This window comes from Labrys okinawensis, from assembly GCF_002982075.1.
Lineage (GTDB): Bacteria > Pseudomonadota > Alphaproteobacteria > Rhizobiales > Labraceae > Labrys > Labrys okinawensis_A.
Genome location: NZ_PUEJ01000014.1, coordinates 125,942 through 149,192 on the forward strand (window position 1 = coordinate 125,942; position 23,251 = coordinate 149,192).

17 protein-coding genes are annotated in these 23,251 nt (G+C 60.2%); 12 read left to right on the top strand and 5 right to left on the bottom strand.

The features are described 5' to 3' along the window. The first annotated feature begins 67 nt into the window (after positions 1-67). Together C5L14_RS27825 and C5L14_RS27830 are read left to right on the top strand one after the other, a co-directional pair. Complete coding sequence (locus C5L14_RS27825) at positions 68-931, top strand: carbohydrate ABC transporter permease (RefSeq protein WP_105865310.1); 864 nt, start codon at positions 68-70, stop codon at positions 929-931. After that, positions 928-1,746, top strand: coding sequence for a carbohydrate ABC transporter permease (locus C5L14_RS27830; RefSeq protein ID WP_105865311.1), 819 nt, complete (start codon positions 928-930; stop codon positions 1,744-1,746). Before C5L14_RS27825 ends, C5L14_RS27830 begins: the two co-directional genes overlap by 4 nt. 97 nt (positions 1,747-1,843) lie before the next feature. Here the strand turns inward: C5L14_RS27830 and C5L14_RS27835 are convergent, their stop codons facing one another. From C5L14_RS27835 to C5L14_RS27845, 3 genes are all read right to left on the bottom strand, one after another. Continuing rightward, complete coding sequence (locus C5L14_RS27835; protein ID WP_105865312.1) at positions 1,844-2,173, bottom strand: hypothetical protein; 330 nt, start codon at positions 2,171-2,173, stop codon at positions 1,844-1,846. Then, on the bottom strand, positions 2,170-3,276 hold the full coding sequence (locus C5L14_RS27840) for an IS5 family transposase (RefSeq protein WP_105865313.1): 1,107 nt from the start codon (positions 3,274-3,276) through the stop codon (positions 2,170-2,172). The genes C5L14_RS27835 and C5L14_RS27840 overlap by 4 nt, the downstream gene beginning before the upstream one ends. A 75-nt stretch (positions 3,277-3,351) precedes the next feature. Next, complete coding sequence (locus C5L14_RS27845) at positions 3,352-4,230, bottom strand: MurR/RpiR family transcriptional regulator (protein ID WP_105865314.1); 879 nt, start codon at positions 4,228-4,230, stop codon at positions 3,352-3,354. 119 nt (positions 4,231-4,349) lie between these two features. Between C5L14_RS27845 and C5L14_RS27850 the strand changes: the two genes are divergently transcribed. The 9 genes from C5L14_RS27850 (at position 4,350) to C5L14_RS27890 (ending at position 17,382) form a co-directional block, all read left to right on the top strand. Then, on the top strand, positions 4,350-5,153 hold the full coding sequence (locus tag C5L14_RS27850) for an N-formylglutamate amidohydrolase (RefSeq protein WP_105865315.1): 804 nt from the start codon (positions 4,350-4,352) through the stop codon (positions 5,151-5,153). A gap of 114 nt (positions 5,154-5,267) precedes the next feature. Continuing rightward, entirely contained in the window at positions 5,268-6,860 is a 1,593-nt protein-coding gene (locus tag C5L14_RS27855) for an amino acid permease (protein WP_105865316.1), read from the top strand. Between the two features lie 99 nt (positions 6,861-6,959). Continuing rightward, the gene (locus C5L14_RS27860) at positions 6,960-8,333 is read left to right on the top strand and encodes a glutamine synthetase family protein (protein WP_105865317.1); all 1,374 of its coding nucleotides are present in this window, start codon (positions 6,960-6,962) and stop codon (positions 8,331-8,333) included. A gap of 173 nt (positions 8,334-8,506) precedes the next feature. Further along, positions 8,507-9,892 (top strand): aldehyde dehydrogenase family protein, encoded by a 1,386-nt coding sequence (locus C5L14_RS27865; RefSeq protein ID WP_105865318.1) that lies wholly within the window; start codon positions 8,507-8,509, stop codon positions 9,890-9,892. A gap of 120 nt (positions 9,893-10,012) precedes the next feature. Next, positions 10,013-11,179, top strand: a complete 1,167-nt coding sequence (locus tag C5L14_RS27870; RefSeq protein WP_105865319.1) for an iron-containing alcohol dehydrogenase — start codon at positions 10,013-10,015, stop codon at positions 11,177-11,179. 151 nt (positions 11,180-11,330) lie between these two features. Then, the gene (locus C5L14_RS27875; RefSeq protein ID WP_105865320.1) at positions 11,331-12,209 is read left to right on the top strand and encodes a choline/ethanolamine kinase family protein; all 879 of its coding nucleotides are present in this window, start codon (positions 11,331-11,333) and stop codon (positions 12,207-12,209) included. 549 nt (positions 12,210-12,758) lie between these two features. Beyond that, the gene (locus tag C5L14_RS27880) at positions 12,759-13,304 is read left to right on the top strand and encodes a hypothetical protein (protein ID WP_146127038.1); all 546 of its coding nucleotides are present in this window, start codon (positions 12,759-12,761) and stop codon (positions 13,302-13,304) included. A 641-nt stretch (positions 13,305-13,945) separates the two neighbouring features. Continuing rightward, positions 13,946-15,202: a porin gene (locus tag C5L14_RS27885; protein WP_105865322.1), complete on the top strand. Its 1,257-nt coding sequence runs from the start codon at positions 13,946-13,948 to the stop codon at positions 15,200-15,202. A 932-nt stretch (positions 15,203-16,134) separates the two neighbouring features. Continuing rightward, complete coding sequence (locus C5L14_RS27890) at positions 16,135-17,382, top strand: porin (RefSeq protein ID WP_105865323.1); 1,248 nt, start codon at positions 16,135-16,137, stop codon at positions 17,380-17,382. Between the two features lie 124 nt (positions 17,383-17,506). On the opposite strand, the gene C5L14_RS27895 is transcribed toward C5L14_RS27890, so the two are convergent. Beyond that, entirely contained in the window at positions 17,507-19,189 is a 1,683-nt protein-coding gene (locus C5L14_RS27895; RefSeq protein WP_181161362.1) for a tetratricopeptide repeat protein, read from the bottom strand. A gap of 295 nt (positions 19,190-19,484) precedes the next feature. Between C5L14_RS27895 and C5L14_RS27900 the strand changes: the two genes are divergently transcribed. Further along, complete coding sequence (locus tag C5L14_RS27900) at positions 19,485-20,678, top strand: porin (protein ID WP_105865325.1); 1,194 nt, start codon at positions 19,485-19,487, stop codon at positions 20,676-20,678. 106 nt (positions 20,679-20,784) lie between these two features. Here C5L14_RS27900 and C5L14_RS27905 read toward each other — a convergent pair whose 3' ends face one another. After that, entirely contained in the window at positions 20,785-22,863 is a 2,079-nt protein-coding gene (locus C5L14_RS27905; protein WP_181161363.1) for a lytic transglycosylase domain-containing protein, read from the bottom strand. Positions 22,864-23,251: the final 388 nt, after the last annotated feature.

The following is a 23,251-nucleotide window of genomic DNA, read 5'->3' on the forward strand; positions in this document are numbered from 1 at the left end:
TCTCGCCTTAGGTTCGCGTCTTCGGACGGGGACGTCCGCACTCCCAGCAACGCCCGGAGACAGCCTGATGGCGCTCGCCAAGAGCAAGACATCCTATCTGCTCATCGCTCCGATGACCGGATTCCTGATCTTTCTGGTGGCGCTGCCGCTTTGCATCGACATCGTCTACGCGCTCTCGAACGTGACCTTCGAAACCCTGCGCAGCCCGAACCTGCAGGGTTTCGGCAATTTCCTAGGCGTGCTCCAGGATGGCGCGTTCTGGAAGGCCATGGGCTTCTCCCTTAAATTTGCCGTTGCTGCGTCGATCGCCCAGATCCTGCTTGGCCTGTTCCTCGCCATCTTTCTCAGCCCCTTATTGGCCAAGCGGCCCTGGCTGATGGCCGTCCTGATGCTGCCGATGATGCTGGCCCCGGCCCTGGTCGGCCTGATGTATCGCCTGGTGCTGCAGGAATTCGTCGGCGTGATCCCCTATTATTTCCTGCTCTTCACCGGTGACAGCCCCGCTTTCCTCAGCCCGGACAATGCCTTCGCCACGCTCGTCACCATCGAGGTCCTGCAATGGACGCCCTTTGCCCTGCTGATCCTCTATTCGGCCTACCAGGCGATCCCCATCGAGATCAGGGAAGCTGCCGCCATCGATGGCGCCGGTTATTTCCGACGGCTGCGCTGGATCGACCTGCCCTATATGGCGCCGACCATCGCCATCACCTTCTTCTTCCGCTTCATCGACAGCTTCCGGGTGTTCGACAATGTCTATGTGCTGACCGGCAGCGGCTCCGGCGGCAGCACGACCACAATTAGCATTTATATCTACGAGGCGTTCTTCCGCGGCAGCAATATCGGGATGGCCGTCGCCGCGTCCCTCATCCTGCTGGTGATGTCCTATGTCGCAGTGGCTGGGCTGATGAAGCTGGCGGAGCGCCGCGCATGACACGGCTTCTCACCCTCCTGCGCTGGATCGTCTTTCTCCTCGCGGCTTTCGCGCTGAACTTTCCGTTGATCGCGGCCTTCAAGAGCGAATCCGAAATAGCCGAGAACCCGTCCTTGCTGATCGAGGCGCCGACGCTGGAGAATTTCGCCAGGGTCTTCGAAATCTCCGACCGTTTCGACATCGCGCATTATCTCGTCAACAGCCTGGTTGCCGCCTCATTGGGCTCGCTGTTCGCAATCCTGCTCAGTTTTCCGGCAGCCTACGCCATCGTGCGCCATGGCATCGGCCAGCGCTGGCTGCTGCCCGGCGTGACCAATCTGCGTGCCATCCCGCTGATCATCTTCTCCATCCCGATCTATTTGATCTACCAGCGCCTGGCCTTGCTCGATACCCGGTTCGGGCTCGCCTTGATCCTGTGCCTCGTCAACCTGCCGCTGGTGCTGGTGCTGATCGCCAACGCGGTCAGGGACCTGCCGATCGAGATCGAGGAGGCGGCGCTGGTCGATGGCGCCGGCACCTTCTACGTGCTGTGGCGGGTGGTGCTGCCCTTGACCGCGCCCGCCATCGCCTCCTCGCTGATCCTGGCCTTCATCTATGCCTGGAACGAATTCCTGTTCGGCCTGATGCTGACCACGCAGAGCGCCGTGCCGATCACCGTCGGCGCCTCGTTCTTCTTCGCGGCCAGCGGTGGCGGGGTGCAATGGGGCACGGCGGCGGCGGTGATGATCCTCTCCGTGCTGCCGCCTCTGCTGCTCAGCCTGCTGGCCTATCGCTATATCGGGCGCTCGCTGACCGCCGGTGCCGTGAAGGGCTAGAGTGTTTTCCAGAGAAGTTGACAGACATTTCGATTAAGAAAACATGTCACAACAAAAGGTTAGAGCAAAGTACAATTCGGAGAAGTCGCACTTTGCTCTAACAGGCTGTTGAAGAAGTCGCCCAGGGAGCGGCTTTGAAGCTGGTTTCGTCGCCGTTGCGCCAAGATATTTCGCCGAGGAGCGAGCCGTCATCCTGGAGCTCCGCCCAACCGTCGCCGCTGACCTGGTCGCCTTCGTCGGAGCCATCCCAGTTGAAATCAAAACCGCTCTGCGTGTAGGCACAGTCGAGCGCGGCAGTCAGGGCGCCGAAGGCCATTTCGCCCAGGCCGCGCTCGTCGATCTGGATGTATGCCGGCTCGACCAGATCGAGATAGTCTTCGTCGAAAGCCTCCAGTTGAATGATCCGCCACTTGCCTTTCAGCGTCATGGCTGCGCTCCAACCAGCTTGGGCAGGCGAACCAGATTGTAGGCCGCCGCGGCGAAGGCGAATGCCCATCCGACCCTGTCTCGTCCTTTGAACCTTGTCTTGCGCTGGCCGGCCACGGTCTTGATCCAGCCGAACGCTTCCTCGATCCGCTTGCGGATCTTCTGGCTCATCGCGTAGCTGGCGTGGCGGGTCGTGCGCCGATCGATGGCCGAACGCCGGCCGTTGTCGTTTTGGGTCACGTGTGGGCGCACGTTCATCGACCGCAGTTCATTGACGAAGTCCTCGGCGTCATAAGCCTTGTCGGCGCCCAGACTGATCGCGTGCGGCCGGTCCGCGCGCGGCTCGATCATCGAAAGGGCCGCACGGCGCTCGCCATGGCCGTCAGCCTGTGTCAGTCGGGTGTCGACGACCAAGCCAGATCGGTTCTCCATCAGAGCGTGGCCGATAAAACACAGCTTGGCTTCCATACCAGAACCCTTGCGATAGAGCCGGGCGTGGGGATCGGTCGTGCTCTGATGGGTCTCATTGGAGCGCTTGTGACCTTTGAAATCGACCTCGCCATTACGGCCACCCGATGCGGGTGGATCTGCTGGCGGTCCTCCCTCACCATTGCCCGCCTTGGGCCTGAAGCTCTTCATCGACGCCCAGGCCTCGATCAACGTGCCGTCGACACTGAAATGATCGCTGGACAGCAGCCGCTTCACATTCGGCTGGGCCAACACTGCCGCCAAGAACTTCGCCGCGATCTCCCCTTCCAGCAACCGATCACGGTTCTTGGAAAAGCTCGAGTGATCCCAGGCCGTCTCGTCAATGCCCAGGCCGACGAACCAGCGGAACAACAGGTCGAACTCCAGCCGTTCCATCAACTGTCGTTCCGAGCGTATCGAATAAAAGGCCTGCAATAGCATCGCCCGCAACAGCATCTCCGGCGGGATCGACGGGCGGCCCATTCCCGAATAGAGCCGTGAGAAATCTTTGCTCAGTCCCTCCAGCGCATCATCGGCAAACACCTTGATCCGTCGAAGCGGATGATCGCTGCGCACCCGCGCCTCCAGATCAACATAGGAAAACAGCGATCCCGAGCGGTTGTCCGAACCTCGCATCCACCACCTCGCCGCATCAACGAGTGAATGAATCATACTCGGTTCGGCCGCGCCACAGACTTCTTCAACAGCCTGCTAACCCGGGCGCTGGCTGTGCTTGCGCAGGATCTCCAAGGCTTCCATGCGGGCCTTGGAAAGATCCCACAGCGTCTTGGTGGCCGCAGCCATCAAGGCCTCGATGATCGCCAGGATCGCCGCGTTCGAATCCCAGTTCGACGGCACGCCTGTGCGCGCTGAAATGACATGGCGGGCAAAGCGGGCGATCGGCGATAGCCATTGGTCGGTGAACAGCACGATGGTGGCGCCGCGCTCGGTTGCCTCCTGCGCGAGCAGGATGACATCGTCCTGGTAGCGCCGGATGTCGAAGACGATCAGGACGTCACGCTTGCCGAAATCGATGACCTGGTCGCGCCAGGTTGCCGCCTGTCCCTCAACCAGCGTGACATCGGGGCGGATGACCCTGAGATGGCGCACGGTATAGAGCGCCACGGCCTCGGTAAGGCGACCACCGACGACATGCAGCCGGCGCTTGGTGTCGGTGATAATGGCGAGAATCGCATCGAACTCGGCCGGCGCCATCGCCTCGAAGCTGTGCGTAATGTTTGCGACCACAGCCGCCGCGAAAGCGGAGAGGGGGGTCGGGTTCGCCTGTTCCGGCGCCTGCTTCATCAGCGGCGACTGCAATTGTGCTTCGAGTTCGTCCTTGAGATGACGTTGGAAATCGGCGTAGGCCCCGAAGCCGAGGCGGGCAATGAAGCGCAGGATCGAAGGTGCCGAGATGCCGGCGCGCGAGGCAAATTGCGCAACGGTTTCAAGGCCTGCGAACGGATAGTTCGACAAGAGGACATGGGCGGCGCGGCGCTCGGTGGGGGTCAGCGAACCGAGCCTGCTGCGGATGGTCGTCGCCAAGGTCTGATCGCTTGCAGTGGCCGCCGCGTCTGGGCTTTTGGTCATCAGGCGACTCCCTCCGGAAAAGCGAGAGTGGAAGGTGGACACAATTTTCACAATTGACAAGTCGGCTACGGCTGTACTCAGAATAACACTCAATACAAAAACAAGCCCGGACGTAATGAATGTTAGAATCGCTCGCCGAGAGAGCTGCCGGAGGAACTTCGGGCGGGGAAATCCAGCCGGATTCTGCCATTGTCGATAACGGCCGAGGCAGGGGTGAATATGTCCTCGTCTGCGAGCATGCATCCAATTTCGTTCCTCCGCGTTTTGGCAAGCTCGGCCTGTCGGATGCCGACTTGCAACGCCACATCGCCTGGGATCCGGGAGCGCTCGGCGTGGCACGCGTGATGGCGCGCGAGCTCGACGCGCCCTTGGTGTCCTGCGCGGTGAGCCGGCTGGTGATCGATTGCAATCGCGATCCGTCGGTTTTCGACGCGATCACCCTCAAGAGCGAGGGCACCGTCATTCCCGGCAATGCGGATCTCAGCGATGCCGAACGCGCACGGCGGATCCAGGAGGTCTATGAACCGTTCCATGCGGGGGTTGCCGCGGCGGTGGCCGCCAAGCGGCACGCTGGACCGGCAGCGATCATCGGCATTCACAGCTTCAATCCGGTCTATAACGGCGTCCAGCGTCCCTGGCATGTCGGTATTCTCTTCGATCGCGACGAGAGCCTGTCGGGCCCGATGATCGCGGCTCTGCGCGAGGATGCGAGCCTGGTGGTCGGGGTCAACGAGCCCTACAGCCCGGGAGACCGCGTCTATCATACGCTCGATCGCCATGGCCAAAGCCAGGGTCTTCCCAGCGTGATGATCGAAATCCGCAACGATCTTCTGGCAACGCCGAATCAGCAGGAAGAATGGGGCATGAAACTTGCTACCATCCTGAAGCGGATCGGCCTGCCCGGAGACGATTCGCCAAAATGAGAGAGCCGGAACGAACGGCCGGAAACGATAGCTGAGTGAAAGGTAATATCCATCGGTCCACGGTCTATCGGTCCACTGTCGACCGATCCTGGACCACAAGTCGGGGGACTTTCTATGAGCGGATCGACTGACGAGGACGTCAAAGTCCTCCACTCCATGGGCTACGCGCAGGAGTTGGCGCGCCGCATGGGCGGCTTTTCGAATTTTGCGATCTCCTTTTCCATCATCTGTATCCTGGCCGGCGGCATCACCTCATTTCCGCTGGCGATGGCAACCGGTTCGGGCTTCGAAGCGACGATCGGCTGGGTCATCGGCGGCGTGTTCGCTCTCGTGGTCGCGGCCTGTCTCGGACAGATCGGTTCGGCCTATCCCACGGCGGGCGGGCTCTATCACTGGTCCTCGATTCTCGGCGGTCGCGGCTGGGGCTGGGCAACCGCCTGGATCAACCTGCTCGGCCTGATCTTCGTGGTCGCATCGGTCAATGTCGGCGTCTGGCTGCTGTTCCGGGATCTCGTGCTTTCGGGCGTCTTCCATGTCGACGTGACGGCATGGACTTCCGTCACGACCGACCCCTTGCCGTCAGGCATGACGGCCGAACAGGCCAAAGCGATCAACAGTTCTGCCTACACCGCGCAGGTGGTGGCCGTCTGCCTGATCACGCTGGTCCAGGCGCTGATCAACCATTTCGGCATCAAACTCACCACGCTGCTGACCGACTTCTCCGGCTATCTCATTCTGGTAGTTGCCGTGGTGCTGACCCTGACCTTCCTGGGGTGGGGAGCCAGCTGGGACTTCTCGCGTCTCACCACTTTCGTGAACAATACCGGTGATCCGGGCGGCAATTACGTGCCGGAAGCACGGCCTGCCTTCATCGCCTTCCTGGTCGGCTTGCTCTACCCGCTCTACACCATCACCGGCTTCGATGCTTCGGCGCACACCTCCGAGGAAACCCAGAATGCCCGTGTCGCCGTGCCCAGGGGGATGATCCATTCGGTGTTCTGGTCGCTGGTGTTCGGCTTCGCCATGGCGGTGTCCTTCGTGCTAGCCAGCCCGGACCTGGCCCAGACCGCCAAGGATGGCGGCGCCGGCTGGTTCAACCTGTTCAACAACCTGCCCGCGCCGGGCCTGCTCAAGGACGTGCTGGCCATCGGCATCGTGCTGGCCAATTTCATCTGCGCCCTGGCCGGCCTGACCTCGACTTCGCGCATGATCTATGCCTTCGCCCGTGACGGCGGCCTGCCGGCCTCCGGCGTCTGGAAGGGTGTGAGCCCGACCTGGCGCACACCCGTGGCGGCGATCTGGCTGGGAGCGGTGCTCTCGGTTGCGGCCACCCTCTATTCGCCCGCCTTCGCCGCGCTGGCGGCGGGCTGCGCGCTGTTCCTCTATGTCTCCTATGCCATGCCGATCGCCGCAGGACTGCTGGCGGAGGGCAAGACCTGGACCGAGTTCGGACCTTTCCGCCTCGGTATCTGGTCCAAGCCTCTCGGCGCGATCGCCGTACTCGGTGTGCTCGTCCTGATGTATGCCGGTATCCAGCCGCCCTTCGACATCCTGATCAACTACGCTATTGGCCTGCTGGTGCTGCTCCTGGTGTTGTGGTTCGGCATCGAGGCTCGTCGGTTCAAGGGCCCGCCGATCGGCGGTGACATCGCCAAACGGGCCAGCGAGATCGCCGAAGCCGAAAAGGCAGTCGGCCAGAGCACCTGATCGTGGCGTCGGCCGGCCCGGGTCGCTGCCCGGGCCGGTCACCGGCACGCGAAGAACTATCCACAAAGAACAAACCTAGAGAGACGGAACCAGCGGATCATGGCGAACCCAGCGAGACCGACCAATGCAGCCGAGGCGATAGCCTATGTCCGAGAACACGGCTTTTCCGATGTGAAGGTCGGTGTCTTCGACATAGACGGCGTCTTCCGCGGCAAATACATGGCTCGCGAGAAGTTCGAGAGTGCGCTCGAGAAGGGTTTTGGTTTCTGCAACGTCGTGCTGGGCTGGGATTCGAACGACCAGCTCTATGACAACACCAGCTTTGCGGGCTGGCACAACGGCTATCGCGATGCCGAGGCCCGTTTTCTGCCTGAGACCATGCGTATCATCCCGCTCGAAGACGGCATGCCGCTCTTCATCGGTGAGTTCGCCGGCGATGCCGAGGCCTATTGCCCCCGCGGCACATTGCGCCGGGTGATCAAGCGTGCAGCCGACATGGGCTATAAGGTTTCGGCGGCGGCCGAGTTCGAATTCTTCGTCTTCGACGAAACACCCCATAGCGTACGCGAAAAACGCTTCCGTAATCTGAAGAACATCACGCCAGGCTTCTTCGGCTATTCCATGCTGCGCGCCGGCGTGCATGCCGACTTCTACCAGGATCTCCTGCAGATGTGCCGGGAGATGGACATGGAGATCGAGGGCCTGCACACCGAAACCGGCCCCGGCGTGCTCGAGGCGGCGATCAAGGTCGATGAGGCCCTGGCCATGGCCGACAAGGCCGCCTTGTTCAAGACCTACACCAAGATCCTGGCGCAGAAGCGCGGCTGGATGGCGACTTTCATGGCCAAGTGGTCGCATGATTGGCCGGGGCAATCCGGACATCTGCACGCCTCGCTCTCGGATCTGAAGACCGGCAAGGGCGTGTTCCACGATCCGTCCAAGCCGCATGCGATGTCGGACGAGATGCGCTGGTTCGTCGGCGGCCAGCAGGCGCTGATGCCTGAATTGCTGGCGATGATCGCCTGCACGGTGAATTCCTACACCCGCCTCATTCCCGGCTTCTGGGCGCCGACCGATGCGAGCTGGGGCGTGGAGAACCGCACCTGCGCCCTGCGCGTCATTCCAGGTTCCGAGAAGTCCCAGCGCGTCGAGTATCGGGTGGCGGCTGCCGACATCAATCCCTACATAGCCCTGGCGGCGGCGATCGGTTCGGGCCTGTGGGGTATCGAAAACCGCATCGAGCCCGACGCGCCGGTCGAGGGCTCGGCCTATGACAAGAAATTCCCCAAGGCGCGTCAGTTGCCGCGCTCGCTCTGGGATGCGGCCCAGCGCCTTAAGGCTTCCAAGGCGGCCCGCTCGCTCTTCGGCGACGCCTTCGTCGAGCATTATGCCGCCACCCGCGAATGGGAGGAACGCGAGTTCCGCCGCACGATTTCGGATTGGCAGCTGGAACGCTACTTCGAAATCATCTAGATGTGATCACAAAGAGGGTGGCCCCGGACACTCCGGGATCACACTTTCATTCTCCAATGGAGGCTTCGTCATTGCGAGCGCAGCGAAGCAATCCAGTCTTTCAAGCGGGGCGAAGCTGGATTGCTTCGCTGCGCTCGCAATGACGGTGCGCCAGGCCGTCCGGGGTTTCAATCATGTCCGATATCGTCTGTATCTCTCCCATCGACGGCAAGGAGCTGGTGCGCCGCCCGGCGGCCAGTGCCGCCGAGATCGAGGCGGCGTTGGCCGCAGCCCGCAAGGCCCAGAAGGAATGGCGCCGGCTCTCCATCGAGGAACGCAGCGCCTATGTCCTGAAGTTCCTCGACGCCATGCTGGCGATGAACCAGGAGGTCGTGCCGGAGCTTGCCCAGCAGATGGGCCGGCCGGTGCGCTATGGTGGCGAATTCCGCGGCTTCGAGGAGCGCGTTCGCTATATGGTGCGCATCGCCAAGGACAGCCTGGCGCCGACCATTCCCGATGACGACCGCCCCGGCTTCAAGCGCATGATCAAGCGCGAGCCGCTCGGTCTGGTCTTCGTGGTGGCGCCCTGGAACTATCCGTTCATGACGGCCGTCAATACCATCGCTCCCGCCCTGATCGCCGGCAACGCCGTGATCCTCAAGCATGCGGGGCAGACCATCTTGGTCGGTGAGCGTTTCCAGAAGGCGATGGATGCGGCCGGCCTGCCCAAGGGCGTGTTCCAGAACCTCGTGCTCACGCACGAGCAGACCAGCGACATTCTGGCCAAGGGACTGGTCGACCACACCAATTTCACCGGTTCCGTCGCGGGCGGCCGCGCCATCGAGAAGGCCGCTGCCGGCACCTTCATGACCCTTGCGCTCGAACTCGGCGGCAAGGACCCGGCCTATGTGCGGGCCGACGCCAATGTCGAGCACGCGATCGAGAACCTGGTGGATGGCGCCTTCTACAATTCGGGGCAGTGCTGCTGCGGCATCGAGCGCATCTATGTGCATGAAAGCCATTACGACCGCTTCGTCGACGGCTTTGCCAATCTCACCAGCCAGTATGTGCTCGGCAATCCGCTCGACGAGGCCACGACGCTCGGCCCGATGGCCAATCTGCGTTTCGCCGACTGGGTGCGCAAGCAGACCGCGGAGGCCCTGGCCAAGGGCGCCAAGGCTCATATCGACACGGCGAAATTTGCGGCCGACGCCGCCGGCACGGCCTATCTCGCCCCGCAAGTCCTCACCAATGTCGATCATTCGATGTCGGTGATGATGGAAGAGAGCTTCGGCCCGGTCGTCGGCATCATGAAGGTGAAGTCCGACGAAGAGGCCGTCGCGCTGATGAACGATTCGCCCTATGGCCTGACGGCGGCGATCTGGACACAGGACCTCGACGCGGCCGAGCGCATCGGCGCCGAGATCGAGACAGGCACGATCTTCATGAACCGCTGCGACTATCTCGATCCCGGCCTGACCTGGACCGGCGTGAAGGATACCGGCCGCGGCACGGGGCTTTCGCGCCTCGGCTACGACTCGCTCACCCAGCCCAAAAGCTATCACCTCAGGACGATCTGACCTGGTCTGCCGGTCTTCTCAGTTCCATCGAGAGATGGAGCGAGACCGGCATTGTTCCCGACCCATGCCGGTCTGAAGACCGGCGCACCGAATCCCGCATCCATTTCTCGGACACCGCCCATGACCACGACGTCTCCACGCGCCAATTGGAGCTATCCCACCGCCATCCGCTTCGGCGCCGGCCGCATCTCGGAACTGGCGGAAGCCTGCAAGAGTGCCGGCATCAGCGCGCCACTGCTGGTGACGGATCCCTTCCTCGCCACCCAAAAGATGACCAAGGATGCGCTGGAGAGCCTCAGGGCCGCCGGGCTGCATGCGGCCATCTTTTCGGATGTGAAGCCCAACCCGGTGGAATCCAACGTCTATGCGGGCCTGGAAGTGCTGCGCAAGGGCGGGCATGACGGCGTCGTTGCCTTCGGCGGGGGCTCCGGCCTCGATGCCGGCAAGGTCATCGCCTTCATGGCCGGGCAGAAGCGGCCGATGTGGGATTTCGAGGACATCGGCGACTGGTGGACCCGGGCCGATCCCAAAGGCATCGTGCCGATCGTCGCCGTGCCGACCACCGCCGGCACCGGCTCGGAAGTCGGCCGGGCAGGGGTGATCACCCAGGAAAAGACCCACACCAAGAAGGTGATCTTCCATCCCCTGATGATGCCCAAGGTGGTGATCTGCGATCCCGAGTTGACCGTCGGCATGCCCAAGCACATCACGGCGGGCACAGGTCTCGATGCGCTGGCCCACTGCCTGGAGGCCTATTGTTCGCCCTTCTACCATCCGATGGCCGAGGGCATGGCGGTGGAGGGCGTTCGCCTGGTCAAGGAGTTCCTACCGCGCGCCTATAAGGACGGCACGGATCTCGAAGCCCGCGCCCATATGATGTCGGCCGCGGCGATCGGCGCCACCGCCTTCCAGAAAGGCCTTGGTGCCATCCATGCGCTCTCCCATCCGGTTGGTGCGCTCTACGATACCCATCACGGCCTGACCAATGCGGTGTTCATGCCCTATGTCATCGCCTTCAACAAAAAGGCTGTGAAGGAGAAGATCGAGCGTCTCGCCGCCTATATCGGTTTGAAGCCGCGCTATTCGGCTTTCCTCGACTGGACTTTGGCGCTGCGCGAGGAACTCGGCGTGCCGCACACGCTGGCGGGCCTCAAGGTCGACGATCAGAAGTTCGACCTGATGTCCAAGATGGCTCCGAAGGATCCGACTGCAGGTGGCAATCCCGTTACCCTGACTAAGGCCGGCGCCCTCAAACTCTATCGCAAGACGTTGGAAGGGGCTATCTAGCCGGATCTGATGGTGTTCGGCCGGGGGCGGCGATAACCTTCCGCCTCCGCGACGAAGCGTCGGCAATCGTGCAGCAAGGCGCGTCACTCGCACGCGCTTTGCTTTCGGTGTCCGGAAGGGTCGATCCTGCAGCGCCTCGCTTGAAACAGTCATGCCGAGAAAGCCTGATCTTCACGACCGTCTCGCAGTTCTGCCCTTGTGGGACGGTCCCATCGCTGTCGAGCCTGTGGCCGGTGGGCTGACCAATCGTAATCTTCTGATCACAGCGCGGCATGGTCGCTTCGTGGCTCGCATCGCCGCCGACAATGCGGCGCACGACATCGACCGCGCGACCGAGCAGGCTGCCACCCGTGCCGCTGCCGCATGCGGGCTTGGGCCCGAGTTGGTCTGGGCGGAACCCGGGCTGATGATCCTGCGGCATATCGAGGGACGCACACTCGCCAGCGCTGATTTCCGCGACCAGACGAGGTTTCGACACGTGCTGGCGTTGCTGAACAGCATCCGGCGAACGGTGCCGGAACACTATCGGGGATCATCGCGCGACAGGACCCCGCTCACCATCCTCGGCCGTTACCTTCAGAAATTGACCGCGGAGCCCAATCGTTGGCAGCGAGCCGCCGATCGTTACCGGCCGCTGCTCGGCATCCTGGCACCACGGCTCGCCGCCGTACCCGCGGGCTTTGCTCATAACGATATCCACGGCGACAACATCATCGATGATGGCCAACGCCTTTGGCTGCTCGATTGGGAGTATGCCGGGCAGGGCCAGCCTTTGGTCGATCTCGCCAGCTTTTTCAACAATGCCGGTTTGGATGACGGAATGGTCCGCATCTGCCTTGCCGACTGGCTGGGGCATCTACCGACAGGGGAAGAGAAGCAGGGTTTCGCGGCCATGCGTCTGGCGGCGGCGATGCGCGATCTGTTCTGGGGCTATGCCCAGGACGGCCTGGTGGCAAGCCAGCCGGGCAAACTCGACGACTATATCGCCATCAACGAACACCGGGTGAGCATGGCTGCCGCGGTCCTTTGACCTGTGATCCCGGGGCACTGGCAAGATGGCACTCGGTGTCTTCCAAAAAATCGATGGGTCTATTTTTCGTATTTGGTTTTCTCACAAGAAGGTGACGAAAGCGGTGCCAGTTTACCGCTTCAATATTAAGTGATGCCTATGTGAGTAGGGTTCTTTCACATTGTGTGAGGCAATTAATTTCGTTATTCGTAGCAGAAATATATAGATTCATAGCCATGTAACTAGCGAAAATCGAAAACTCTTGAAAATTCAACTTTTAGTTGAGTTGTCTAATTTTTCAGAATTACGAATTCGTTTTATAATTTTATTGTGAGCAGTGTCGTAATGAAAAGGCCCAGTATTCTTATCGCCTGCGTATGTGGAAACCGCTTTGTCGACATCGATGCCGTACGCTCTTTCCTCAGCATCGCCTTGGATTTGAAAGAGCGGAAAGTCGAAGTCGACTTTCTCGGGCAATCGGGCATTCCACATCTGGAACATGCGCGCAACGCAGTCGTCAGCTATTTCCTCGAAGGTCGCAGCGACTATCTTCTTTGCTTGGACTCGGACATGGAGATATCGCCCAAGACGATAGGGCGGCTGCTTCAGTTCAGCCAGCTCCATGACAAGCCTTTCACGGCCGCGCCCTATGTGTCGAAGGGCTACGACAATGAGAAGACCAGCAAGGTTTTCGCTCGCGATCTCGAGGATTTTCATGCCGCCGTGTCGCGCTGGAATGTCGTCTTCGAAGACCCGAAGGCGCTGACGGGGCAGGGGCGGCTGGACCTGCGCAACGGCTTTGCGCGCGCCCTGCGGGTCGGAGCGGGCGCCATGCTTTGCCGTCGCGACATGCTGGAGACGATGGTCGCCCGCTACAGGGACCAAGGCTATTCCTATCACAACGTGCCGTTCCGCCTGTTCCCGCTGTTCAACATTCCGGTGGTGGACGGCGAGGCGGTTGGCGAGGACTATGCTTTTTGCGATCGTTGGCGTGCTTGCGGTGGCGAGCTATGGGTCGATACCATGGCAACGATCCGACACAATGGCCATCATTCCTATCGGGGCAATCTTGCCGAAACCCTCGATCTGCGCCGGCGTGCCTTGCCCCAGCTTTAGTCGTTCAATCTCCAAGCTCGAGCGGAGCCTGGCGCACTCGCCTTGTTCACTCCCAGGCGGGTGAACAGCGGCGCTTGGGCCTGTTCGCCGGAATTCACGCCGAGGCAAGGCCTGCGCTCCCGCGAAACTCACTCCGATGAATGTCATGTGGTGGATCGGGCGCGACATCGGCGGGACTGCGACGCAATCCTGCCATTTTGGCCTTTCCCTGTTCGATACTCGCTAAACGTGCGAATGGGATTTCTTGTAACTTTAAGTATAGGCTCGATCAATTATAGCAACCAAACTTATACGTGCAACGAATTTGTCCTAAATTGGGCAAATTTATGAGATACGCAGTCGCTTCCTCAGGTTGATTGAGTAAGAAAAGCACAACTTTTGATTGATTTATCCATACTGCGACCCCGCTGTACGGTGAAAGTTGTGTCTTTTGGGTGACATGTATTGGGCAAAACGGTGTGAGTGCCTGGGATTTGGTCGTTTTCACGTTGTGGAATGACGGCGACTGCCGCACTGTCACTTTCAACGATTCACGCAATGGGTCGTCTCCGGGCCGCCGCCAGAGGTTGGGGCCGGGGTCTCGCGAGCCGGTCGGAGAGGTCAAGTTTCCGGCCGAGTAAAAATGTCTTGGAGGTCATCTCATGACGATGAAATCAGTTCTTCTCGGCGCAGCCGCCGGTATCGCCGCCATCGGCGCTGCCCAGGCCGCCGATCTGCCCATGACCAAGGGCGAAGCCGTTGAATATGTGAAGGTCTGCTCGGCCTTCGGCCCGGGCTTCTTCTACATCCCTGGCACCGACACCTGCCTGAAGATCGGCGGTGAAATCCGCGCCAAGTACTATGCTTTCGGCGGCACGGGCTTTAATCGTAACGACAATCGTTCGGCTTTCGACACCCAGGCCCGCGTCTGGTTCGATGCCCGTACCGAGACCGAATGGGGGCTGCTGCGTTCCTACTTCCAGATCAACGCCGACTCCAACCGGCTGAGGGGCCGTGGTGGCGGTGACGGCGCGCGGAACGACTTCACCATCGATAAGGCCTTCATCCAGTTCGGTGGCCTGACTGCTGGTTACGCCCATTCGTTCTTCGGCTTCTATGACAACGAATATGGCGACACCCTTGAAGGCAATTACTACGCTCAGAGCAAGACCGTTAACCTGCTCGCCTATACCGCCCAGTTTGGCGGCGGCTTCAGCGCCACATTGTCAATCGAAGACGGCCGCGACCATCGTGTCACTGCAAACGATGATGTTATCTATCCGTTTGTGAGGGACGGTGGGCAGCAGGTTCCGGACATCGTCGGTCAGGTTCGTTGGGATCAGTCCTGGGGCTCGCTCGCGGTGCAGGCGGCGGGGCATCAGTCTCGCACAGGTGAGAACTACGTGGATGCTGATGGCAACGTCGTGAATGTTCGCCGCAGCAGCAAATATGGCTATGCCGTCGGTGCCACTGGTTTGATCAAAATTCCCGCTATCGATGGCTGGTTCGTCGTCGAAGGTCAGTATGCTGACGGTGCCTTGGATTATCTTGGCGCTTACAACACTTTCGTCGCGCAGTCTGATCGTTTCGTAAATGACGCTGGCCGGCTCGATTCCGGCAAAGGCTGGTCGATCACCGGTGAATTGGGCGGGCACATTACGCCTCAGCTGCAGGCCGTTCTAGTTGCCAGCTACATTGACACTTCGTTCGACCGGTACAACCCCGGTGCTGACGCGGGCATCAAGGAGTACAGCATCAGCGGCAACCTGACTTACACGATCGTCAAGGGGCTGAAGGTGGCCGGAGAGGTCGGTTGGACCCACGGCAAGCTCGAACATACTTTCACCGACATCGACGGTCGTGCACGAACCAAGTACGACAACTGGCTGGCCGGCATGCGTATCACGCGCCAGTTCTGATCATTCAGTTCGAATCATTAAGGAGAGGCCCGGCGAAAGCCGGGCCTTTCTTTATGGGAGACACTACTATCGCCTCCTGAGTTGTAGGTCATCGACTATTCTAAGCTGGCCGGCATGTGAAATGCTATCAGCCTTTATCGTAGGCCTCAGCCATTTCCCGGGCCTTGTGGGTAAAGCGTCGGGGGCTGTAGGCGGCGAGGGGTTTCCAGCCCGATTGGCACGGCCGGTATCACCGGGGCGTTCTTGCAGTACAAGCCGGCTGCTGCATTTTTTGGCCACACCCCTCACTCGCGCCTATTCCGTTCATCATCACTAGGACCGGAGTTCAATATTCGATGGCGTGAATAGCGCCGGATGGGATGGGCGGTCCGGAATCTGCTGTATTGTGTTCGAGGAGGGGTGCGTTGAGACACCATTCCCGCGAATGAGATTCGCCCGAATCGTACGTCAGCCCCGCTCGCGCGGAGTTGGACAATTCGGCGCCTTTGCTTCCGGATCGATGCTTTCGCCAGGGCGAAATCGACTGGAGTGGCCATCTCGAAACGACGCGCAGCGGTTTCACTTCCCTCGAACATTGGGAGGCGTCATGTCCGATCGCCTCACCAGAGTCCTCACTCTGTCCTGCAAAATTATGTCATTCGTACGGAAGATGGCTCGGAAAACCGGGATTTTCGCCCAAACTCGACTCAATTGTGGCGAAAATACTGCGTGTGTCCTTTTTGCTACACAGCTTTGCCAAAATGCCGCGACCCTGGGTTGTCGGGCGCAATCGCTATTGTACAACCAGAGGCAGTGAAGCAATGTCATGACAACGATTCACTCGATGGGTCGTGTCCAGATTGCAAGTTAAACGTGTGATCGGGGTCTCGCGAGTCGGTCGGAGCACCAAGCGGCGCTTTCGATCAAATAATAACTGTCTTGGAGGTCATCTAATGACGATGAAGTCCCTTCTCCTCGGCGCCGCTGCTGGTATTGCCGCCATCGGCACTGCCCAGGCTGCCGATCTGCCCATGACCAAGGGCGAAGCCGTTGAATATGTGAAGGTCTGCTCGGCTTTCGGTCCCGGCTTCTTCTACATCCCTGGCAGCGACACCTGCCTCAAGATCGGCGGTGAAATCCGCGCCGACTACCGCGTCTTCGGTGGTAGCAAGAACTACCAGTTTAACCGCGGCGACAATCGTTCGGCTTTCAATACGCAGGCACGCATCTGGTTTGATGCCCGCACCGAGACGGATTGGGGATTGTTGCGTTCTTATTTCCAGATCAACGCTGACTCCCACAAGATTGGTGGCCCGCGTGACAGCACGTACAATTCCAACACCTTCAGCATCGACAAGGCCTTCATCCAATTCGGCGGCTTGACGGCTGGTTATGCCCATTCGTTCTTCGGGTTCTATGATAATGACTGGGGTGACACTATCTGGGCCCCTTATTACGCTGAGAGTAACACTGTCAACTTGATCGCCTACACCGCTCAGTTTGGTGGTGGGTTCAGCGCCACGCTGTCAATTGAAGATGGTCGCGATCATCGCGCGAATGCTTTGACTAACTTTCAGGGTGGGCAGCAGGTTCCAGATGTTGTCGGTCAGCTTCGCTTAGATCAGAGCTGGGGTGCTGTCGCGGTTCAGGCTGCTGGACACCAGTATCGTACTGGCGTTGATGAGAATGGTGACGATATCCTTCCGCGCTCGAACAAGTATGGTTGGGCTGTCGGCGCATCCGGTTTGATCAAACTGCCGTTCATCGACAATGGTCATTTCGTCGTTGAAGGACAGTACGCCAACGGCGCTCTCGACTACCTTGGTGTCGGAAACAGCGTGAATGGTGGGCAGGACTTCTTTATCGACAACACCAACCGCTTCAAGGGTGGTAAGGGCTGGTCAATCGTTGCCGAACTCGGCGGGAACATCACGCCTGTCTTGAACGCAAACTTGGTGGCTAGCTACCTCGACACCAAATATGATCGTGCTTATATTGATGGCGGCAGCCTCAAGATCAAAGAATATACTATCGCTGCAAACATGGCCTACACGATCGTGAAGGGATTGTCGGTTAGCGCCGAAGTTGCTTATACGCATGTTGATAATGGCCAAGGTCTCTCTATTGGCGAAGAGACCGTCCTGCCTCGCGGTAAGGGCAACATCTGGCAGGCCGGTGTTCGTTTGAAGCGCGTCTTCTAATTCCTCTGGGAATTGAGATTTCGAAAGCCCGGCAAATGCCGGGCTTTTTTTGTGACGTATGCCGCTGGAATAAAGAGCCGAGGGGATATAGAAAAGAGATTCTGAGCCAACAAAGCATTTTGAGCTATCTGGCTATTTGACTAATAAGAAATTTCTCAAGTATTTGACGTAATTTTTTTTCGATCTGAGGCGGGTATTCCAACTCCTTTGGTGATGTCGACAGTAAATTCATCGTGGCGTTCGTTTCGAAAATTATTAGATTCCCGTCCTCGGCGAGGTCGAAATCTACCCCAAAGATTTCAAGAGGCATTATTTCGGCAACGATTTTAATCTTGTCATAGAGATTGCTGCCCAGTTCGTATTCGGGATCGAGCACTATGCGATTAGCTTTGTCCAGCAGATGGGGATTTTTCCGATAGAAATCCTGCCGCTGCGGATTTCGGCGCGCTCGCACATTCCAATGGTCGCTGTAGTCGGCGCGTATGATAAGAGGCTGCTTATTGATGAATGCTGCACGTAATGAGCGGAACTTTCCGTCGCTCTGGCAAGTTGGGAGGTAGGTGATTGCGTAAAATTGAAAACCTTCAAGTTTGTCCAAAGCTTCACGAAGGCTCTGTCGATCACCGACCAGCTGGGTTCCTACACCCATTTGCTGGAAGACGGTGCGAATGATGACTGGATAGCCACAACGGCTCTCAATCTCCTCGATCAACGCTAGCCTCTGATCCTTGTCGCTGTGGTAGCGGTAGACTTTCGGAAAAACGATGCCCGGTATGTCGGCGAAACGGTCCGAATTCTTCTGGCGGGTTGCCTGGACGGCAAGCTTGGGATGATTAATCACTTTGACGCCAAGGCTGTCCTCGAAGGCGCTGACACGCTGCAGCGTGTCTTCCACCATCAATTGTTCGGCATTGACGACATTGTTCAGGGCCAGCGCCGGGCGCGGCATGCCACGTAGCGCATCGACGGCCGTAGGAGAATCTGCCAGGACGGACATGAAGCGGAAACGATCAGCGAAGGCCTTTACCAGCTGCGAAGGGAAGTTACTACTGTAATGATGGTTATGAGGCTCCCGAAAATCGGTGACTAATTCAGGCGAGCGGTTGAAGACAGCAAGCACGAATTGCTGCGAGGAGGTGGACTCGGATAGCAGGATCGGCATGCTTACGGCAAAACGGTGACTGCTCTGTCTGCACGCGGCTAAATCATTGCGCTTGTAGGCAAGTGCGGCGCGAACCGCATGCAGGTTGGGTAGCTCTTCTCCTGGACCGAAATCTCGATCCAACACGGCAAAGGCATCATCATCGCGGCCAGCAGCGTGGAGCAGGTCGGCGATCGACATGGCAAATTCGACATCCTTTCCCATTGTGGACAGGTGGGGGAGACCGATTGCGAGAGCCAAATCGGCAAGGCCGACATCTTTGAGGGCGCTGACGAGGCTGACAATGATATCGTGCTCGACGGTGTCCGGGACGCGTCCCGGGGGCCAGACGTCTGGTGAATAGGCCTCGGCGGCTGACTTTGCTTCTTCCTGTCGGCCAGATTCAATTAGGAGACCAAGCAGATTGTTGAGATTTCGGTAAGCGAGGGGAACTGTTGTCCGATCCTGCAGACTCAAGCGCAGTAGGCGTTCGGCTTCTTCGGGGGCTCCGCCATGTTCCTTGGCGACGCCGAGAAGGCCGAGAAGATCGGCGCTGTCGGGCTGCTGCTTCAGAAGTTCCAGATAGGCCGAAATCGCCTGGTCGACATGTCCATTGCGATGCAGAGCGACGGCACGCTCACGGCTGACTTGAAAAGACGTCGACATTCGCAGACCTCTAGCAGGATAGTACCTTGCTCCTAGCGTAGCGAGCGTTCCAGATAAACGAAACGACTTCTTCGTGCGCGGCGGAGAATTGATCATACCGCGTCACGACCTTCTAACGCTATTTCAGGCAGAATCGTCTTTACGTTGCGGCGTGCTCTTTTGGCAACGCGTTGCCTGAATAGTCGGCCCATGGCGGCACGACCTGCGGCATTTCATTGAGTTGCCCCGGCTTTTGCCGCACTCTGCAGCTGGAGGTTGTGCGGCTGGGGACGGGCCGTCACCTTGGGGAAGAACGATGAAGGCAGCGGTGGTCGGCATTGCCGGCGCAATCTTGGGGGCTGGTGCGGCCCATGCGCAGGATTTGCCGGTCAGCAAAGAAGCTCCGGAGAGCTACCTTCAGGCCTGCGTCGAGATGGGTGTGGGTTTCTGGCAACTGCCAGGCAGCGATACCTGCGTGAAGATCAGCGGTGAAGTGCGGGCCGACTATGTCGTCACTCGCCAGAGAACCCGTGAGGATGACTTCACCGGCTTCGTCACGCGCGGCCAGATCGGTTTTGATGCCCGTACCAACACCGATTATGGCCTGCTGCGCTCCTTCTTCCTGATCGATGCCTATGTCGGTCCGGCCGCGAGGACGGAATTCGTGGTCGACAAGGCCTTTCTGCAGTTTGGCGGCCTGACGGCAGGCTATGCCCATAGTTTCTTCGGCATCTACGACCTCGACTACGGCAATGATCTCCTGCAGCCCTATTTCGGCTATGCCGCCACCACCAATCTGATCGCCTATACACAGGAATTCGGCGGCGGTTTTTCGGCGACATTATCGCTCGAGGATGCCCGCGGCACGCGCAGCGATGTGCTGAACTTCTTCGGTTTTCCCGAGCCGCGACGCCCGGCGGGTGGAACCGCAATGCCCGACATCGTCGGCAATCTCCGTCTGGACCGCGATTGGGGCACCCTGGCCGTTTTCGGCGCCGCCCACCAGATCCGCTATCCCGGTCCACCGCAGATCGGTGGTTCCGACTATGGTTATGCCGTCGGTGGGGCATTCGCTCTCAACCTGCCGATCCGCTCCGGGGCCCACATCGCGGTGGAGGGGACCTACGCCGATGGTGCTTCCTCTTACCTTGGCTGGCAGCAGGTCGATGCGGCCTATGAGAATTTCAGCCGGCGCAAGGATCTCGGCCGTGGCTGGACCGTTACCGGCGAAATGGGTGTCAACGTCACGCCGGCGCTCACCGTGAACCTGCTCGGTTCCTATCTCGATTACAGCGCAGCGACCACGCGGGACTATGTCAATCCGGCGGCCCCGGATGTAAGGGGATGGGTTGCAGGCGGCAACGCTGTCTACACGGTTACGCGCGGTCTCTCCTTCGGCATCGAGGGGTTTTATTCATCCTATCGGGCCAAGGGCGGACAGGACTTCTTTCCCTATGAAGAGGACATTCGAGGCTGGACCGGCGTGCTGCGCGTTCGCCGGACATTCTGAGCCGGGAGCCTGCTCCAAGTCCCGAAGATGCCGACGCGCCCGAGACTTGGCCGCTTCGCAATTTTCGATCTAAAGTCAAGAGTTTGGCGAAAGGCGCCTCTGGGTATCACCGGCTTTTGCCGCGGAGATCGGCCTCGATCAGCAAGGAGCTCTTGGTATCGAGGCGTGAGCGGTAGACCTGCACGTTTTCCAGCACGCGCTGCACGTAGTTGCGCGTCTCCGTATAGGGAATGCGCTCCACCCAGTCGATCGGATCGACCTTCGGATCGCGCGGGTCGCCATAGGCCTTGACCCATTCGGCAACCTTGCCGGGGCCGGCATTGTAGGCGGCGAAGGTCATGACATAGGAGCCGCGGAAGCGGCCGATCAGATCGCCCAGATGCGCCTCGCCCAGGCGGGCATTGTAGACGGGATCGCTGGTCAGCTTCCTGGCATCGAAGGCGATACCGGCCAGGCGTGCGGTCGCCTTTGCGGTCGAGGGCATCACCTGCATCAGGCCGCGCGCACCGGCGGTGCTGATGACTTCATGGCCGAATTCGCTTTCTTGCCGGGCGATGCCGTAGACGACGGCGCGTTCGACATTGCCCGAACTCTCGAAGCCGGGAATGGCGCCGATCGGAAAGGCGATCGCATCGAGCGGCAGGCCGCGCTGCGTGGCCGATTTGCCCACGGTGAGTGCCGTCTTGGTGTCCTGATTGTCGAGAGCAATCTGGCCGAGCAGGGCCAGCTGCTGGCTGTCCTGGAGTTGCCGTCCCATGTCGGTGACAAGAATGCGGGCATAGTCGCGCTTGCCGAGTGTGTAGAGTTGGTTGATGGCCCGTACCGCCGGAAGCTCGTCGAAGGCCGCACGGCTGGCGGGCGTGGCCTCGGGCAGGGCGTTGAGGTCGAGCGTCCGCAGCCCCAGGCGAGCCCGGGCGATCTGGCCGTAATAGGTGATGGGATAGCGCGCGGCCGCCTGGTAGAACCCGGTCGCCCCGGCCTTGTCCCCGGCCGCTTCGGCAGCGCGGCCCTGCCAGTAAGCGCCGCGCGCGACCGAAATCGGCCGCTGGGAATCGGCGCTTAGATTGGCGAAATGCCGGGCGGCGGCCCGGGGATCGTTCAGAAAGCGCAGCGCGATCCAGCCGCAATGGAACTCGGCTTCCATGCGGGTGGTGTCGCTCTCGGCCGTAAAGCCGGCAGCCACGGCATAGGCGGTGCGCGCATCACCCTGGTCGAGCAGGGCCCGCGCCACCAGGCGCCGTTCCGTCCACCATTGGTCGGGGCGCACGAGTGCGACGGCGTCGCGCGGGGCCTTCAGCAACAGGGCGGCGGCATCCCGCGGCTTTTTCTGGCGCCGGAGATAGACGACACGGGCGAAGACATAGGCCGGATCGTTCGAAACATTGGCGGCCAGCAGGGCGCCGGCGTTCCTGGCTTGTCGGGCCACGGCAATGCGCTGCTTGGCAAGCGTCACCACCTCCGGGCCGGCCCGGGCGGCGACACGCAAGCCATCATCATAATTGCCATCATAGATCAGGCGATCGGCGCGATATTTGTGATCGGCCGGCGAGAGCAAAGCCCCGTAGTCCCGCAGGATATCGCCCTCGAGCTGACCGGACAGGCTGTCGTTGCGATAGGCATCGCGAATGAGGGCGGCAGCTCGGTCCGGGTTGCCGTCGCGCTGCAATACGGCGGCGAGGGCGACCTTGCCCTCATCGGTCTCCGGCTGGGACGAGGCGAAGAAGGCGCGCACGGTGTCGGCATCCGCTCCCTCATTGTAGAGTGCCTCTTCCCCACGCCGCCGGATCAAGCCGTTGCCGGGCCAGCTCGGATAGGCAGCGAGGAAGGCTTTGATTCGGGCGAGCCCGATATGGCGCGCGGCGCTGCGGATGGCGATCCACTCTGCCGCGGCCTGGCTGGCCGGATCGGTGAGAGAGCGGGCGAGGCTGTCGCCGCCTGAACGGTCGCTGCTCTCATAGGCGGCGATCGCCTGGCGCAGGATGTCGAGCTGATTCACCAGCGGCGGCGGAACGAGGATCGAACCGGTGATTTCGGTATCGGGGCGAGCTGAATCGGCCGGGGCGACGGCATCGGTGCGCAGGGCGACGGTGCGTGCCGGATGCTTGAGGGTGGCATCGCCAGGCCGCGTGACCGGGGCGGCGAGTGCGCCGGTCAGCACCGCAACGAAGAGGGATGTACCCGTCATGAACCGCAAGAGCATTGCCGCCACGCCAATCCAGGTGACCCAGTTCGGCGATTGTCGCGTCCTCTGATTGACGAAGCGTGAATGACGACGTTGGAATGCCGCATTCTCGCCATCAGTGAGGCACGAGGAAAAGGTGATTTTCAAGGCCCGAAGGCGGCGGATTCGCGGCTGCTGCCTTAAAAAGTGGCAATGCGAGCCTGACTCATTCCATTAACCAGAGCGATGCGAAGATCATCCCGTTGAAATGGGGGGCTTTCGGCCGCAAATCGCTGTCCATGCTCTTTTCGTGACCGGGTGGCTCGTATATGTCTGGCGCCCGGCTGAGATCACCGAGGCAGCCGTCCGGCAAAGCTTTTTGCGATCTGGTGGAATCACCCCGAATTGCAAA

Bases quoted from the DNA above. Each gene is read 5' to 3' on its own strand.
- C5L14_RS27825 (WP_105865310.1), top strand. From the start codon at position 68: ATGGCGCTCGCCAAGAGCAAGACATCCTATCTGCTCATCGCTCCGATG.
- C5L14_RS27830 (WP_105865311.1), top strand. From the start codon at position 928: ATGACACGGCTTCTCACCCTCCTGCGCTGGATCGTCTTTCTCCTCGCG.
- C5L14_RS27835 (WP_105865312.1), bottom strand. From the start codon at position 2,173: ATGACGCTGAAAGGCAAGTGGCGGATCATTCAACTGGAGGCTTTCGAC.
- C5L14_RS27840 (WP_105865313.1), bottom strand. From the start codon at position 3,276: ATGCGAGGTTCGGACAACCGCTCGGGATCGCTGTTTTCCTATGTTGAT.
- C5L14_RS27845 (WP_105865314.1), bottom strand. From the start codon at position 4,230: ATGACCAAAAGCCCAGACGCGGCGGCCACTGCAAGCGATCAGACCTTG.
- C5L14_RS27850 (WP_105865315.1), top strand. From the start codon at position 4,350: ATGTTAGAATCGCTCGCCGAGAGAGCTGCCGGAGGAACTTCGGGCGGG.
- C5L14_RS27855 (WP_105865316.1), top strand. From the start codon at position 5,268: ATGAGCGGATCGACTGACGAGGACGTCAAAGTCCTCCACTCCATGGGC.
- C5L14_RS27860 (WP_105865317.1), top strand. From the start codon at position 6,960: ATGGCGAACCCAGCGAGACCGACCAATGCAGCCGAGGCGATAGCCTAT.
- C5L14_RS27865 (WP_105865318.1), top strand. From the start codon at position 8,507: ATGTCCGATATCGTCTGTATCTCTCCCATCGACGGCAAGGAGCTGGTG.
- C5L14_RS27870 (WP_105865319.1), top strand. From the start codon at position 10,013: ATGACCACGACGTCTCCACGCGCCAATTGGAGCTATCCCACCGCCATC.
- C5L14_RS27875 (WP_105865320.1), top strand. From the start codon at position 11,331: ATGCCGAGAAAGCCTGATCTTCACGACCGTCTCGCAGTTCTGCCCTTG.
- C5L14_RS27880 (WP_146127038.1), top strand. From the start codon at position 12,759: ATGGAGATATCGCCCAAGACGATAGGGCGGCTGCTTCAGTTCAGCCAG.
- C5L14_RS27885 (WP_105865322.1), top strand. From the start codon at position 13,946: ATGACGATGAAATCAGTTCTTCTCGGCGCAGCCGCCGGTATCGCCGCC.
- C5L14_RS27890 (WP_105865323.1), top strand. From the start codon at position 16,135: ATGACGATGAAGTCCCTTCTCCTCGGCGCCGCTGCTGGTATTGCCGCC.
- C5L14_RS27895 (WP_181161362.1), bottom strand. From the start codon at position 19,189: ATGTCGACGTCTTTTCAAGTCAGCCGTGAGCGTGCCGTCGCTCTGCAT.
- C5L14_RS27900 (WP_105865325.1), top strand. From the start codon at position 19,485: ATGAAGGCAGCGGTGGTCGGCATTGCCGGCGCAATCTTGGGGGCTGGT.
- C5L14_RS27905 (WP_181161363.1), bottom strand. From the start codon at position 22,863: ATGACGGGTACATCCCTCTTCGTTGCGGTGCTGACCGGCGCACTCGCC.